12 protein-coding genes and 2 pseudogenes are annotated in these 14,365 nt (G+C 73.2%); 5 read left to right on the plus strand and 9 right to left on the minus strand.

The features are described from left to right. Positions 1 to 20: 20 nt before the first annotated feature. The 4 genes and pseudogenes from ABT095_RS10065 to ABT095_RS10080 form a co-directional block, all read right to left on the minus strand. A pseudogene (locus tag ABT095_RS10065) lies at positions 21 to 806 on the minus strand (ABC transporter ATP-binding protein); the annotation flags it as partial. Then, a complete protein-coding gene (locus tag ABT095_RS10070) occupies positions 803 to 1,795 on the minus strand; it encodes an ABC transporter permease (protein ID WP_350528857.1) in 993 nt (330 codons plus the stop codon). The pseudogene ABT095_RS10065 and the gene ABT095_RS10070, both read right to left, overlap by 4 nt. Continuing rightward, positions 1,792 to 2,670, minus strand: coding sequence for an ABC transporter permease (locus tag ABT095_RS10075; protein ID WP_502884847.1), 879 nt, complete (start codon positions 2,668 to 2,670; stop codon positions 1,792 to 1,794). Before ABT095_RS10075 ends, ABT095_RS10070 begins: the two co-directional genes overlap by 4 nt. Further along, entirely contained in the window at positions 2,667 to 4,340 is a 1,674-nt protein-coding gene (locus ABT095_RS10080) for an ABC transporter substrate-binding protein (RefSeq protein WP_350528858.1), read from the minus strand. The genes ABT095_RS10075 and ABT095_RS10080 overlap by 4 nt, the downstream gene beginning before the upstream one ends. Positions 4,341 to 4,441: 101 nt before the next feature. Between ABT095_RS10080 and ABT095_RS10085 the strand changes: the two genes are divergently transcribed. After that, positions 4,442 to 5,389, plus strand: a complete 948-nt coding sequence (locus tag ABT095_RS10085; RefSeq protein WP_350528859.1) for a LysR family transcriptional regulator — start codon at positions 4,442 to 4,444, stop codon at positions 5,387 to 5,389. Between the two features lie 4 nt (positions 5,390 to 5,393). Here ABT095_RS10085 and ABT095_RS10090 read toward each other — a convergent pair whose 3' ends face one another. Then, the gene (locus ABT095_RS10090; protein ID WP_350528860.1) at positions 5,394 to 6,053 is read right to left on the minus strand and encodes an HAD family hydrolase; all 660 of its coding nucleotides are present in this window, start codon (positions 6,051 to 6,053) and stop codon (positions 5,394 to 5,396) included. Between the two features lie 34 nt (positions 6,054 to 6,087). Next, on the minus strand, positions 6,088 to 7,113 hold the full coding sequence (locus ABT095_RS10095) for an NADP-dependent oxidoreductase (RefSeq protein WP_350528861.1): 1,026 nt from the start codon (positions 7,111 to 7,113) through the stop codon (positions 6,088 to 6,090). 97 nt (positions 7,114 to 7,210) lie between these two features. On the opposite strand from ABT095_RS10095, the gene ABT095_RS10100 reads away from it, so the two are divergent. The 3 genes from ABT095_RS10100 (at position 7,211) to ABT095_RS10110 (ending at position 10,577) form a co-directional block, all read left to right on the plus strand. Further along, entirely contained in the window at positions 7,211 to 7,672 is a 462-nt protein-coding gene (locus ABT095_RS10100) for a MarR family winged helix-turn-helix transcriptional regulator (protein WP_350528862.1), read from the plus strand. Positions 7,673 to 7,840: 168 nt separating this feature from the next. Further along, the gene (locus tag ABT095_RS10105; protein ID WP_350528863.1) at positions 7,841 to 9,361 is read left to right on the plus strand and encodes an LCP family protein; all 1,521 of its coding nucleotides are present in this window, start codon (positions 7,841 to 7,843) and stop codon (positions 9,359 to 9,361) included. A 40-nt stretch (positions 9,362 to 9,401) separates the two neighbouring features. Beyond that, positions 9,402 to 10,577, plus strand: a complete 1,176-nt coding sequence (locus tag ABT095_RS10110) for an alpha/beta hydrolase (RefSeq protein WP_350528864.1) — start codon at positions 9,402 to 9,404, stop codon at positions 10,575 to 10,577. A 20-nt stretch (positions 10,578 to 10,597) separates the two neighbouring features. Here the strand turns inward: ABT095_RS10110 and ABT095_RS10115 are convergent, their stop codons facing one another. Continuing rightward, entirely contained in the window at positions 10,598 to 11,518 is a 921-nt protein-coding gene (locus tag ABT095_RS10115) for a pyridoxal-phosphate dependent enzyme (RefSeq protein ID WP_350528865.1), read from the minus strand. Between the two features lie 56 nt (positions 11,519 to 11,574). Here ABT095_RS10115 and ABT095_RS10120 point away from each other — a divergent pair. After that, positions 11,575 to 11,999, plus strand: a pseudogene (locus ABT095_RS10120) (GNAT family N-acetyltransferase). 7 nt (positions 12,000 to 12,006) lie between these two features. Here ABT095_RS10120 and ABT095_RS10125 read toward each other — a convergent pair. Together ABT095_RS10125 and ABT095_RS10130 are read right to left on the minus strand one after the other, a co-directional pair. Further along, entirely contained in the window at positions 12,007 to 12,741 is a 735-nt protein-coding gene (locus tag ABT095_RS10125; RefSeq protein WP_350528866.1) for an MgtC/SapB family protein, read from the minus strand. A 285-nt stretch (positions 12,742 to 13,026) separates the two neighbouring features. Next, entirely contained in the window at positions 13,027 to 14,337 is a 1,311-nt protein-coding gene (locus ABT095_RS10130) for an MFS transporter (RefSeq protein WP_350528867.1), read from the minus strand. Between the last annotated feature and the right edge of the window lie 28 nt (positions 14,338 to 14,365).

Here is a 14,365-nt window from a genome sequence, read left to right on the forward strand (position 1 = left end):
GCGGTCACCTCCAGGGTGGGGAGCCGGCGCGGCAGCGGCCCGTCGATCCGGGGCACGCAGGCCAGCAGACCCCGGGTGTACGCCTCCTGCGGCCGGTGGAAGACCTCGCCGACGGGGCCGCGCTCGACGGCCCGGCCGCCGCGCATCACCACCACGTCGTCGGCCAACCCGGCCACCACGCCCATGTCGTGGGTGATCAGCATGATCGCCGTGCCGGCCTCCTCCCGCAGCTGGCGCAGCAGGTCGAGGATCTGGGCCTGCACGGTGACGTCGAGCGCGGTGGTCGGCTCGTCGGCGATCAGGAGGTCCGGCTCCAGGCAGAGCGCCATCGCGATCATCACGCGCTGGCGCATGCCGCCGGAGAACTCGTGCGGGTAGGCCTTGGCCCGCCGTTCGGGCTCGGGGATGCCGACCCGCTCGAGCATCCGCACCGCCACTCGGTGCGCGGCCCGGCGGCTCGCCCGGTGGTGGGCCCGGTAGGCCTCGGCGATCTGGAAGGCCACCGAGTAGTAGGGGTTGAGGCAGGAGAGCGGGTCCTGGAAGATCATCGCGATCCGCCGCCCGCGCAGCGCCCGCAGCCGCCGCACCGGCAGCTCGGTCAGTTCCGACCCGTCGAACCGGATCGAGCCGCCCACCTCGGCGCCCTGGAGCAGCCCGAGCACGGCCAGGCTGGTGACGGACTTGCCGCTGCCGGACTCCCCCACCACCCCGAGCACCCGCCCGGGTTCGAGGTCGAGGTCCAGCCCGTCCACAGCACGGGCACCGCCAAACGAGACCCGCAGGTCCCGTACGGTCAGCAGGGTCATCCGACGGCCCTCACTCTCGGGTCGAGCACGGCGTACACCAGGTCCACCAGCAGGTTGGCCAGCACCACGAAGGCGGCGGCGAAGAGGGTCACGCCGAGGATCACCGGCTGGTCGGCCCCGGCGATCGCGTCGGCGGCGAGCTTGCCGACGCCGGGTAGGCCGAAGACGGACTCGGTGATCAGGGCGCCGCCGAGCAGGGCGCCGAGGTCCATGCCGAAGATGGTCACGATCGGCATCAGGGCCGGGCGCAGGGCGTGGCGCCGTACCACCGTCACCTCCGGCAGGCCCTTGGCCCGGGCGGTGCGCACGTAGTTGTGACCGAGGCTCTCCAGGAGTTCGCCCCGGGTGATCCGGGCGTAGACGCCGGCGTAGAGCATGGCGAGGGTGAGCCAGGGCATCACCATCGACTGCAGCCAGCCGGCCGGGTCCTCGGCGAGCGGCACCACCCGGGGATAGGGCAGCACCCGCAGCTCGACCACGAGGAGGTACTGCAGCACCAGCGCCGTGAAGTAGACCGGCAGCGAGGCGCCGCCGAGCGCGGCCGTCATCGCCGCGCGGTCCCACAGGCTGCCGCGCCGCAGCGCCGAGACCACCCCGGCGCTCACCCCGGCCAGCAGCCAGAGCACGGCCGCGCCGCAGGCGATCGAGGCGCTGACGGGCAGCCGGGCGGTGAGCAACTGCCAGACGGGCTGGTCGGTCTGGAAGCTGAAGCCCAGGCACGGCAGGTGGCAGCTGACGGCCTGCGCGCCGGTGCCGTAGGTACGCCCGGCGACCAGGCCGAGCAGGTAGTCGCGGAACTGGACCAGCGGCGGGTGGTCCAGGCCCAGGGTGGTGCGGATCTCGGCCAGCCGCTCGGGGCTGCAGGCCTTGCCGCAGGCGCCCTGGGCCGGATCGGCCGGCATCAGGTAGAAGACCGCGAAGGTGGCGGCGCAGATCACCAGCAGGATCACGGCCGTGACGGCGAGGCGCCGCAGCAGGTAGACGATCACCGTCGGCTCCTGGGGTCGAGCGCGTCCCGCACCGCGTCGCCGAGCACGTTGAAGGCGAGCACGGTGACGAAGAGGAAGACGCCGGGGATGAGGAAGTAGGCCGGGTCGGTGGCGTACCAGGGCACGGCGGTGGCGATCATCTGGCCCCAGGAGGGGGTCGGCGGCCGGACGCCCACGCCGAGGAAGGACAGGCCCGCCTCGGTGGCCACGCAGCCGGGGATCGACATGGTGGCCACCACCAGCACCGGCCCGGTCAGGTTGGGCAGCACCTCGCGCAGCAGCAGCGCCCGCCGGGACGCACCCAACACCCTTGCCGCCGCCACGAATTCGCCCCGGGCCAGCACCATCGCCTGCCCGCGCACGATCCGGCCCACGTACGGCCAGCCGAAGAAGCCGAGCACCACGACCAGGAGCAGCCGCCGGTCGACGCCGGGGGCGGCGGCGATCAGCGCGATCATGAAGATCAGGCTGGGGAAGGACATCAGCAGGTCCATGGACCGCCCGATCAGGGTGTCCGCCCAGCCGCCGAAGAAGCCGGCGAGCAGCCCGAGCGCCGTGCCGAGCAGCACCGACAGCGCGGTGGCCAGCACCGCGATCAGTAGCGACACCTGGGCGCCGTGCACGACCCGGGCCAGCACGTCCCGCCCGTTCACCGGCTCCACGCCGAGCCAGTGCTCCGCGCTGATCCCGCCCGCCGCTCCGCGCGGCAGCCCGCCGAGCGCCGGGTCCACGGCCTCGCCGTGGAAGGCGGTGGGCGAGTTGCCCGTCGCCCAGCTGATCAGCGGCGCGGCCACCGCGAGCAGCACCAGCAGGGCGACCACTCCCAGCGCGAGCGCGGCCGAGCGCTGTCTGAGCAGACTCCGCAACAGGCTCACTTGCGCAGCCCCAACGAGACCAGGTCGAGCCGGCCGACGAAGGCCGTGTGCCCGTACGCGCCACCGACGTTGGGCCCGACCAGCACGGCCGCCTTGTCCCACAGGAAGGGCACCACGGGCGCGTCCTGCATGATCTGCTTCGCCAGTTCGCCGTACCCGGCCTGGGCGGCGGCGGGGTCAGCAACACCGGCGAGCTGATCGAGCTTGGCCTCGACGGGCTTGGAGTCGTACTGGGCGCGGTTGTTGTTGCCCTCGGCCGTGATCAGGCGGCCGTCGAAGAGGATCGGCAGGTAGGTCGAGGCGCCCGGCCAGTCGGGCGTCCAGCCGTCGATCACCAGATCGTGCTCCTGGGCGCTGTTGCCGACGGTGCTGTAGAAGGCCGAGGAGCTGATCTCGTTGATCTTCACGGTGATCCCGGCCCGGGCCAGCGCCGCCTGCACGGCCTCGCCCTGCGCCTTGCCCCCGGCGGAGGCCACGGTGTCCAGGGTCAGCGTCAGCCCCTCGGCGTGGCCGGCCTCGGCGAGCAGCGCCTTGGCCTTGGCCGGGTCCCCCTTGCCGTCCGGGCTCGGGTACGGGTCCTCGGCGGCGTAGCCCGGCAGGGTGGGCGGCAGCAGCGTGGTGGCGAGCTGCCCGGCGATCGGGCCGCCACGGGTGGTCCGCAGGGCATCCTTGTCGAGCGCGTACGCGATGGCCTGGCGCACCTTGACGTCGGGGACGCGCCTGGTGTTGATCGACAGGAACCGGGTGTTGATCGACTCGCCGGTGACCAGCCGCTGCTTCACCTGCGGGTCGTTCACCACCCGGGCCACCGAGGCCGGGCCGATCGGCTCCAGCGCGACGGCGTCCGCGTCCTCACCCTGCCCGGCGATCAGCCGCTGGTCCACCACGGCGGAGTCCAGGTTGAGGTCGATCACCACCTTGTCCGGCAGGCCCTTGCGGACGGTGTCGGTGGCCGGGTCCCAGGAGGTGTTGCGGGTGAGGGTGAGCCGCTTCTTGGGCTCGAAGCTCTCGATCCGGTACGGGCCGGAGGAGAACGGCCGGGCGTCGTAGGAGACGCCGGTGTCCTTGTCCTTGGGCACGGGGGCGAACATCGGCAGCGAGACGGCCGAGCCGAAGTCGGCCACCGGGCGGTTGAGGTGGAACACCACCGTCCGCTCGTCCGGCGTCTCGATCGAGGCCAGCCCGCCCGGGTCCTTGTACGGCCCGTGGTACGCGCTGCCGCCCGCCAGCCAGAGCCGCCCGTACGGCGGGCCCTCGGGCAGCTCGGGGGCGAAGGTGCGCTCGACGCCGTACTTGATGTCGGCGCTGGTGACGGGCCGCCCGTCCTCGTACTTGACCCCGGCCTTGAGGGTGAAGGTCCAGGTCTTCGCGCCGTCGCTGGGGCGGCCGGTGTCGGTGGCCAGGTCCGGTACGACCGTGCCGCCGGCCTGGCCGGGGGCGGCGGCGAAGGTGGTGAGCGTCCGGTAGAGCAGGCGGCCCACGTCCTGGGTGGAGGTGACGTAGGCGCGGGCCGGGTCCAGGTGCTCCAGGTCCAGCGTGGACAGCACGTGCAGCGTGCCACCGCGCACCGGCGCGGCATCCGTCGTCGCCGCCGTGCCGCCCCCGCCGGTACAGCCGGTCAGTCCTGCCGTCACTGCCAGGGCTGCGGCCAGCCCTCTGCGTATCCTCACTCGTCTTGCCCCTTTTGAACTGTGTGACATTTCACATGTGGGACAAGACTGGGGGTTCATAACCCCTTACGGGAGCTGTCACCTGCCCATAACATCCGCGCATGGAGCTTGAAGTACGGCATCTGCGGGTCATCTGTGCGATCGCGGAGACCGGCAGTCTGACCCGTGCCGCCGCCGCGCTGCGGCTGACCCAGCCGGGGCTGAGCACCCAACTGCGCCGGATCGAGGGGCTGTTGGGCGGGCCACTGTTCGAGCGGCGGACCTCGGGGGTGGTGCCCACCGCCTTCGGGCAGGTGGTGCTCACCCGGGCACGGGCGGTGCTGCCCACCATCGACGAGCTGATGGACGCCGCCGCGCTGGCCGCCCGGGCCGAGCCCGGCCCCCGGCACTTCCGGCTCGGTTCGGTCAACGCCCCGCTGCTCGGCGGACTGCTGACCGCGCTCCGCGAGCTGCACCCGGCCGCGCGGCTCACCTCGCGGGGGCAGGGCTCCCCCGTACCGCTGGTGGACGACGTCGCGCACGGGCGGCTGGAGGCCGCGGTGGTGGGCGACAGCCCCGGTTACGAACTACCCGCCCGGCCCGAGGTGGTGCTGCACCCGGTGGTCACCGAACCGGTCTTCGTCGCACTCCCGGCCGCCCACCCGCTGGCCGCCCGCGGCGAGGTCGACCTCGCCGACCTCGCCGAGGAGGCCTGGGCCTCCCCGCACCCGGACGACGACCGGACGCGCGAGTACTGGTGCGCGACCTTCCTGGCGGCGGGCCACCGGATGCACACCGTGCACGAGGTGGACGGCCGCCTGCTGCTCGAACTCGTCCGCAGCGGGCACGCGGTGAGCCTGTGCCAGCCCACCTTCGAGGAGCTCCCGGGCATCGCCGTCCGCCCCATCGCGGGCAGCCCGCTGCACTACCGCCACCTGCTCGCCTGGCACCGCGACGGCCCGCTGGCCGACGCGGGCGCGGCCCTCGCCGCCCACGCGGCGGCGGCCTACCGCACCGCCACCGCGCGGAGCCGGGTCTACCGCCGGTGGCTGGCCGAGCACCGAGCCTGACGGATCACGCCGCCCCGGCCCGGGCGAGGAGGGCGGGGAGTTCGGCCATGTCGTCGAAGACCACCGTCCCGGGCCCCTCGAGCCACTGCGCCGGGGTGAGCCCGCCGGCGTAGCCGAACGCGCGCATGCCCGCGGCCCGGGCGGCCGCCACGCCGAACCGGCTGTCCTCCACGACGACGCACCGCTCCGGGCGCACCCCCGTCCTGGCGGCCGCGTGCAGGAAGAGGTCCGGCGCCGGCTTGCCCTCGGCCACCTCGCTCGCGCTGAAGATCCTCCCCTCGAACCGGGGGAGCAGGCCCGTCTGCCCCAGCGTGGCCCGCAGCCGCCGGTGGCTGCTGCTGGAGGCGACACAGGTGGGCAGCCCGATCGCGTCGAGGGCTGCCTCGATGCCCTCGACAGGGGCCAGTTCGGCGGCGAACGCCTGGTCGTACCAGGGCTGGAACTCCGCCTCCCAACCGGCGGGGAGGGCGCGCCCCAGGTGGGCTTCGACCTGCGAAACCATGGACTCGTGGGAGCGCCCCACGAACCGGTGGACGATCTCCTCGGTGCTCAGCTCCCAGCCGAGAGCGGCGAGCACCATCGCGTCCACGCGTACGGCCAGGCGTTCGCTGTCCAGCAGCACACCGTCGCAGTCGAAGATGACCAGGTCGATCGAGTCAGTCATCCCGCGCAGTGTAGTGCTGTGACGATCTTGGCCGTCAGCCGCCCAGGCGGACGACCATCTTGCCGGTGTTGTCGCCGCGCAGCAGGCCGATGAAGGCGTCCACGGTGTTCTCGACACCCTCGGCCACGGTCTCGTCGTACGCCAGCTTGCCGTCGCGCAGCCAGCCGCCGACCTCGGCGACGAAGGCGGGCTGCAGCTCGGTGTGGTCGTTCACCAGCATGCCCTCCAGGCGCAGCCGCTTGCCGATGGCGAGCGCGAGGTTGCGCGGGCCGGCCGGGGCGCTGGTGTCGTTGTACTGGGCGATGGCGCCGCACAGCACGGCCCGGCCGCGCAGGTTGAGGGCGCCGATCGCGGCCTCCAGGTGGTCGCCGCCGACGTTGTCGAAGTACAGGTCGATGCCCTCGGGCGCGGCCTTGGCGAGCTGCTCGCGGACCGGGCCGTCCTTGTAGTTGAAGGCCGCGTCGAAGCCGTACTCCTCGACCAGCCGGGTGACCTTCTCCGCCGAGCCGGCCGAGCCGACCACCCGGGCGGCGCCCTTGAGCTTCGCGATCTGCCCGACCAGCGAGCCGACCGCACCCGCCGCGCCGGAGACGAAGACGGTGTCGCCCTCCTGGAAGGCGCCGACCGAGAGCAGCCCGGCGTAGGCCGTGAGCCCCGGCATGCCGAGCGCGCCCAGGTAGTAGGAGAGCGGCGCGAGCGCCGGGTCGACCTTGACGGCGTGCGCGGCGCCCAGCGTCGCGTACTCGCGCCAGCCGAGCCCGTGCAGGACGGCGTCGCCGACCTCGAAGCCCTCCGCCTGCGAGGCCACCACGTACCCGACCGCCCCGCCGTCCATCGCCTTGCCGAGCGGATACGGCGGCACGTACGACTTCACGTCGTTCATCCGGCCGCGCATGTAGGGGTCCACCGAGAGGAAGGCGTTGCGGACCAGGATCTCGCCCGGGCCGGGCTGCCGGACGGGGGCCTCGACCAGCGCGAAGTCGGCCGGGGTGGGCCAGCCGCTGGGGCGCGCCACCAGCTGCCACTCGCGACCGGCGGCGGGCGTTGCGGACTCGGACATGGTGCCTCCCAGCCTGAAGAACCTGAAAAGTTGACTTAGTGAAGCAATCGTGAGCTGAAAGGTTCAGGTTGTCAAATGTTCAGCTAGACTGGAGGGCATGGAGACCACGCCCGTCACCCAGCAGCCCACCGACGCGATCACCCGCGAGGTCGTGGACCTCATGGCGGGCCTGGTCGCGCTCTTCCACCGCGAGTACGAGGAGGCCGCGGCCGCCCGCTCGCTCACCGGGGCCCAGGCCAAGGTGCTCGCCCTGCTGCGCCGCGGCCCGATGCCGATGCGGCAGATCGCCCAGACGCTCAGCTGCGAGCCCTCCAACATCACCGGCATCGTCGACCGGCTGGAGACCCGGGACTTCGTCTCCCGGCAGGCCGACCCGCAGGACCGCCGGGTCAAGCTGGTGGCCGCCACCGACGCCGGCAAGCAGGCCACCGAGGAGCTGCGCGAGTCGCTGAACTTCGCCCGCGAGCCGCTCGCCGCCCTCAGCGAGGAGGAGCGGCTCGTCCTGCGGGACCTGCTCCGCCGGATGCTCGAGGGCGCGGCCCCCGAGTCCACGGGCTGACCGCGAGAACTTCACATTCCAGTCGCAGACCGGACAAATTCGCACGCGCATTCAAATTCGTGACCGTCTCTGTGTAACCGTATGGCTCGTCAGGTCGTCCATCCAGGGTGGCAGCCCCGGCCCCGGACAGACCGCCGCACCGGCCCCATGCGTACAGAGAGCCCCACGATGACCGACGCCAAGACCCCACGCCGCCCCAGGTCCACCCGGTCGCGGGTCGCCCGGGCCGCCGGAGCGACGGCCGCCGTGCTGGTGCTCGCCACGGCCGGCACCGGATTCTGGTTCTACGAACACCTGAACCGGAACATCACCACCTTCTCCGCCGACGGCATCGCCACCAGCCGGCCGCCCGCGGCCACCCCGGCCTCCCCCGGCGGCGGCGTGCCGGTCAACCTCCTGCTGCTCGGCTCCGACTCCCGCCTCGGCGGCAACAACATGCTCGGCGGCGGGGACGCCGGCGTCGGCAACTCGGACACCGCGATCCTGCTGCACGTCTACGCCGACCACCGGCACGCCGTCGCGGTCTCCGTCCCGCGCGACACCCTGGTCACCATCCCGCCCTGCAAGCTGCCGAGCGGCCGGTGGACCACCCCGCAGACGGGCCAGATGTTCAACTCGGCCTTCAGCATCGGCGAGTACCCGCAGGGCAACCCCGCCTGCACCCAGAACACCGTCGAGACGCTCACCGGCCTGCGGGTGGACCACACCCTGGTGGTGGACTTCAAGGGCTTCGCCGCGATAACCGAGGCCGTGCACGGCGTGGACGTCTGCGTGCCGAACGACGTGGATGCCAACGGCATCAAACTCACGAAGGGCCGTCAGACCGTCTCCGGCCAGCAGGCGCTGGACTACGTCCGCGCCCGGCACGGGCTCGGGGACGGCTCGGACATCGGCCGGGTCAAGCGCCAGCAGGCCTTCCTCTCCTCGCTGATCCGCAAGGTGCAGGGCCAGGGCTTCGACCTCACCACGCTGCTCCCGCTGGCCGACGCCGCGACCAAGTCGCTCACCGTCGACCCGAGCCTGGACTCGGGGATCAAGCTGGCCCAGTTCGCCCAGTCGCTGCGCGACATCAAGCTCGCCGACATCAGCTTCGTCACCATGCCCTGGCGCTACCAGGGCGACCGGGTGGCCATCGTGCACCCCGACGCCGAGGTGCTCTGGCAGTTGCTGCGCGAGGACCGCACGCTGGACGGCCACGCCACCGGCCAGATCGGCGGCCCGGCCTCCCCCGCCCCCACCGCCTCCGCGACGGCCGCCCCGAGCGCCCCCGCCGGTCCGCTCACCGTGATCAACGCCAGCCACGTCAGCGGCCAGGCCAAGCGGGCCGAACAGGCGCTGCAGGCCAAGGGTTACCGGACGATCACCTTGGGGGCAGACGCCCCCAGCCGACGCGTCACCTTGATCAGCTACCCTGCCGAGCGCTACCAGGATGCCCAGCTGCTGGCTCAGGTCTTCCCCGGCGCCGAACTGAGCGCCGACGCCTCGGCCACCGCCGCTGACGGCATCACCCTGACCCTCGGCCGCGACTACGCGGCCACCGACCCCGGCACGGCCGCCGACAGCACCGAGGACGCCGCCACCGGGGCCACCGCTCCGCCGACCGCCCTGCCCAGCACGATGCCGACCGGCATCACCCAGAACACCCGCACCGCCGACACCGACCTCTGCAGCGACCTCAGCTTCGGCTGAACCACCAGCCCCGCACCACCTCTTTGATCCGGAAGCTTTCGTGACTCTGACCGGCACCCCCTTCCTGCTCCTCACGATCGTGCTGTTCGTGGCCTCCGTCGCCCTGGCGATGGCGCAGTGGAGCGGCAGACCGGCCCGCCGCCACCCCGAGGCTCCGCGCCGCCGGTCCGGGGGCGGCGGCCGCCGGGGCGGTCCGCTGGGGGCGCTCGGCCATTTCGCGACCATCCTGTTCTGCCAGGCCACCGCCGTGACGCTGGTGTTCGTCCTGGTCAACAACTCCAACCAGCTGTACGAGACCTGGGGCGACCTGCTCGGCACCAGCAGCCACGTCCGGGCCGTCCCGGTGCCGCCCAAGGACAACGGGCTGCCCGGGGACAAGCCCACCCCCGGCGCCCCGGCCGCCCCCAAGGAGCTGGTCAAGTTCCACGCGCCGGACTCCTCGGCCGTGCCGCGCAGCGTCAAGCAGGCCGACCTCAAGGGCAAGCTGTCGGGCGTGGACGGCGAGGTGCTGGTCTGGACCCCGCCGCAGTACGACGACCCCGCGTACAAGGACAAGACCTTCCCCGTGGTCGAGCTGCTGGCCGGCTACCCCGGCACCTCCAGCACCTGGTTCGGCGGCATGGAGGTGACCCGCCAGTTGGAGCCGCTGATGAAGGCGGGTCAGATCACGCCGTTCATCCTGGTCGCGCCCCGGGTCTACCTGCTCACCAACAACGACACCGGCTGCGCGGACATACCCGGCAAGGTCAACGCCGAGACCTGGCTCTCCCGGGACGTCCCGCAGATGGTGATGGACAACCTGCGGGCCGCCACCACCGCCAACGGCTGGGCCGTGGCCGGGTACTCCTCCGGCGCCCACTGCGCCACCCGCCTGGCCCTCTCGCACCCGAACCGCTACCGGGCAGCCGTCTCCTTCTCCGGCTACAACGACCCGAGCGGCGAGCCCTCCTCGCTGGTCGGCAAGGACCCGCACCTGCGCGAGGTCTCCAACCCGCTCTACCTGCTCTCGCACGCGGCCACCCCGCCGAACGTCGCCCTCTACGTGACCGGCCGCCGCGGTGACGGCCTGGAGGACGCGACCGCGCTCCAGCACGCGGCCCACGCCCCCACCACCGTCACCACCTTCGAGACCACCGGCGCCCACCTGATCTCCACCTGGCACCCGCTGGTGGTCCCGACCTTCAAGTGGCTCTCGACGATCATCCCGGCCCCGTAGCACCACCCCGGCCTCCCGGACTACGACTGGTCCGGGAGGCCCGTCACCACCACCGTCACCCGGGTACCCGCCGCGAACTCCCCTGCCGCCGCCAGCTCGTGGACCGCCAGCAGCGTCTTCGCCACGTACCGCAGCTCGATCGCCAGCCCGTGGCGCCGCTCGAACTCCTCCGCGAAAGACGCCAGTTCGACCCCGACCTTGCCGTAGCCCCCGCCGTGGTGCCCGTGGTGGACCCGCCAGTTGCCGAACTGCCGCCCGTAGGCCGCCTGGTGGAGCTCAGCGATCTCCCGCTCCAGGTACCCCTCGCCCCGCAGCACCGCCACCCCGAGCGCCCGCGCCCCCTCCGGCAGGCCCGCCGCGATCCCGGCCAGCGTGCCGCCCGTCCCGACGGCGCAGCAGAGCACGTCCCCGGCCCCCAGGCCCGGGATCTCCGCCGGAACGGCCGCCGCACCCCGGACGGCCGCCGCGTTCGAGCCGCCCTCGGGCAGCACCAGCCACCGGCCGTCGGCCTGCTCGGGGAGGTCCTCGGAGATGTCCTCGGGGAAGTCCTCCGCGGAGTCCACGCCGCCGCCCGCCAGGGCCCGGTAGCGCGAGCGGGTGACGAACCGCAGCTCCATCCCCGCCGCCTCGGCGGCCCGCAGCGACCAGTTGCGCGGCGCCGCCGCCAGCTCCTCGCCCCGGACCACCCCGATGCTCGCCAGCCCGAGCGCCGCCGCGGCGGCGGCCGTGGCCCGCAGGTGGGTCGAGTACGCCCCGCCGAAGGTCAGCAGCCCGGTCCGGCCCTCGGCGAGGGCCAGGTCGAGGTTGGGGGCGAGCTTGCGCCACTTGTTGCCGGGCACGGTGGGGTGCGCCAGGTCGTCCCGCTTGAGCCGCAGCTCCACCCCGGGCGCCAGCTCCCCGAGACTCACCAGCGGGGTCGGCAGGGCGGCGGCAGCGAGCATCCGGCCACCCTATATCCGCTGGCCCGGCCCGCCACCCGGCTGCTTGGATGCCGCCCATGAACCCCCAGGACAGCTCACTCCCCGCCGGTTACGAGATCTCCACCGACCCGGCCCGCCTCGACCCCGCCCTGATCCGACGCGAGTCAGACGCCAGACCCTTGGCCGCCCGCGCGAGAAGCAGGACACCGCGATCGCCAACTCGCTCAACTTCGGTGTGTACCAGGGGGATTCCCAGGTCGGCTACGCCCGCGTCGTCACCGACCTGGCCACCTTCGCCTGGCTGTGCGACGTCTACGTCGCCCGCGAGGCGCGCGGCCGCGGCCTGGGCACCGCCCTGGCCGCCGCCGTCCGGGACCACCTGGCCCCGCACGGCCTGCGCCGCATCCTGCTGGCCACCGGCGACGCCCACGGGGTCTACGCCAAGGTCGGCTTCGCCCCGCTGGGCGTACCGGAGAAGTGGATGATCCTAGGCCAGCAGTAGGCCCCGTTCAGGCCAGTGCTCCCCGCTCGGACGGCTCGTGCGCGTGCTCCTCGTCGAGGTGCCAGTGCAGGTCACGGACACCCGGTTCGAGGGAGAGCCGCGCGACCACCTGTTCGAGGGCCCCGGCGACGTCGCCGCTGATCGCCACGGTGGCCCGCAGCTCGGTGTGCTCGTCGGCGCGACGGGCCCGCAGAGCGGTCGGAGCCAGGTGCGAGGCGGTCAGAGCCTGGAGCAGCAGCGCGCGGATGTGCGTCTCGGCGGCGCGTTCGCACTCCAGGTGGACGGTGGCGCGGGCGGTGGAGTCCGGGTCGGTCCCCGCCGCGGGGGCCCGGTCGAGCAGGCGGCCCGCCGGGCGGAGCACCAGGTGGACGGCGAGCACCGCCAGGGTGCCGAGCAGGGCGAACCGGACCTTGCCGGAGGCCGCGAGCACCCCGACGGCCGCCGAACACCACAGCGTGGCGGCCGTGTTGAGCCCTCGGACGCCGGCGCCGTCGCGCAGGATCACCCCGCCGCCGAGGAAGCCGATGCCCGAGACGACGTAGGCGGCGACCCGGGTGGGGCTGCCCGCGTCACCGACGGCCTCGCTGTAGAGCACGAACAGGGTGGCCCCGGCCGCGACCAGGGCGTTGGTGCGCAGGCCGGCCATCCGGGCCCGCCACTGGCGCTCGACGCCGATCAGCGCGCCGCAGGCGACTCCGACGGCCAGCCGGAGGATGAAGTCGAAGGTGGTGAGGGCGTGCATCGAGATGCCTCTCTCTCGCGGAGGCATACGCCCGGGCGGCTTGCGCCGGGAACGGCAGGCCGAGGAGTCGTCAGGCGTACGCGCGGAAGCGGTGGTCACCCGGGGTCCGCGAGCGGCGGACACCGGCGGGGGCGAGGCTGGGGTGGCCCGGACTACTGCAGTCCATGTCTCTCGCCTCCTCCGCTCCGGGCCCGCCGCGACGGCGGGCACGCCTGCTCGGCCTACGAACGGCCGTTGAACAGCATAGCCCCCCCCGGCGAGCCGGGAGGGCTGGGGCGGAGCCGGTCAGCTGCGGACGGTCACCGGCCGGGCGGCGGCGGTGCTCACCGTGGCGCGGCCGGTCGGCAGGTCGCGCAGGCGCCGCATCGGCGAGCCCCAGAGGAAGACCAGCGCGGCCAGCGGCACCCCGGCGGACATGATCCACATGGTGGCCCGGACCCCGATCTCCCCGGCCAGCAGACCGGCCGAGAGCGCACCGACCGGCATGGTGCCGTAGTTGAGCACGGCCTTGCTCGCACTCAGGCGCCCGAGCAGCTCCGGCGGGCAGTACCGCTGATTGAAAGTCGAGCTGATGACATTCCCGGCCACCACCCCGGCCGAGACCCCGAAGCCGCCGATCAGGTAGCACGCCAGACCCAACCCGTCCGTGGTCAGCGGCATCAGCAGCGCCAGCGCCGGCAGCCCCAGCTCGAAGAGCAGCATCCCCCGTGCCGAGCCGACCCGCGCCGCGACCCGCCGGGCCACCGCCGCCCCGGCGATGCCGCCGGTCGAGGCCAGCGCGATCAGCAGGCCGACCAGTCCGGAGTCCAGGCCCACCTCACGCACCAGGAAGACCACCAGGACCGACTGGTACCCGGTCAGCACGAAGTTCGAGGCGGCCCCGAAGAGCGTCATCGTCCGGACCCAGACGTCCCCGGCGACCAGGCGCAGCCCCTCCCCGATCTCCTGCCCGATCGCCCGCCGCTCGGGCGCCTTCGTGGCCTCCTCCCGGTACCGGATCCGGCCGGTGCACAGCAGCGAGACCAGGAAGGTCACCGTGTTGGCGAACATCCCGCTGACCGGCCCGGCGAGCTGGGCGATCACGCCGCCCCCGCCGAGGCCGACGAGCTGGGCGGCCGAGGCGCTGCCGTGCAGCTTGGCGTTGCCCTCCGCCTGGTCCCCGGGCGACACGAGCTTCGGCAGGTAGGCGGTGTAGGCGGTCTGGAAGAAGACCGAGGCGACACCGGTCAGCATCGCGACCAGCAGCAGCTGGCCCATCGTCAGCCAGCCGGCCCAGGCCGCGAGCGGCACCGTCGCGTAGAGCAGGAGCGAGGCGGCCGAGGCCGCCAGCATGATCGGGCGCGAGCGCAGCCGGTCGACCCAGACCCCGGCCGGCAGGCCGATCAGCAGCCAGGGCAGCCAGGCTGCCGCCGGCAGCAGACTCACCGCGAAGGCCGAGGCGTGCAGCGTCTCGACGGCGATCAGCGGCAGGGTCAGCCCTGTCACCGCCGACCCGAACTTGTTGGCCACCTCCCCCGTCCACAGCCGCCGGAAGTCCGGGTGCCGCCGCAGCAACCCCTTCGTCAGCTCCGCCTCGACCTGCTCGACCTGCTCCATGACCGTGCCCTCCCCGTTCAGGTGATCC

This window comes from Kitasatospora sp. NPDC002227, assembly GCF_040296285.1.
In the GTDB taxonomy this organism is placed as follows: Bacteria; Actinomycetota; Actinomycetes; order Streptomycetales; family Streptomycetaceae; genus Kitasatospora.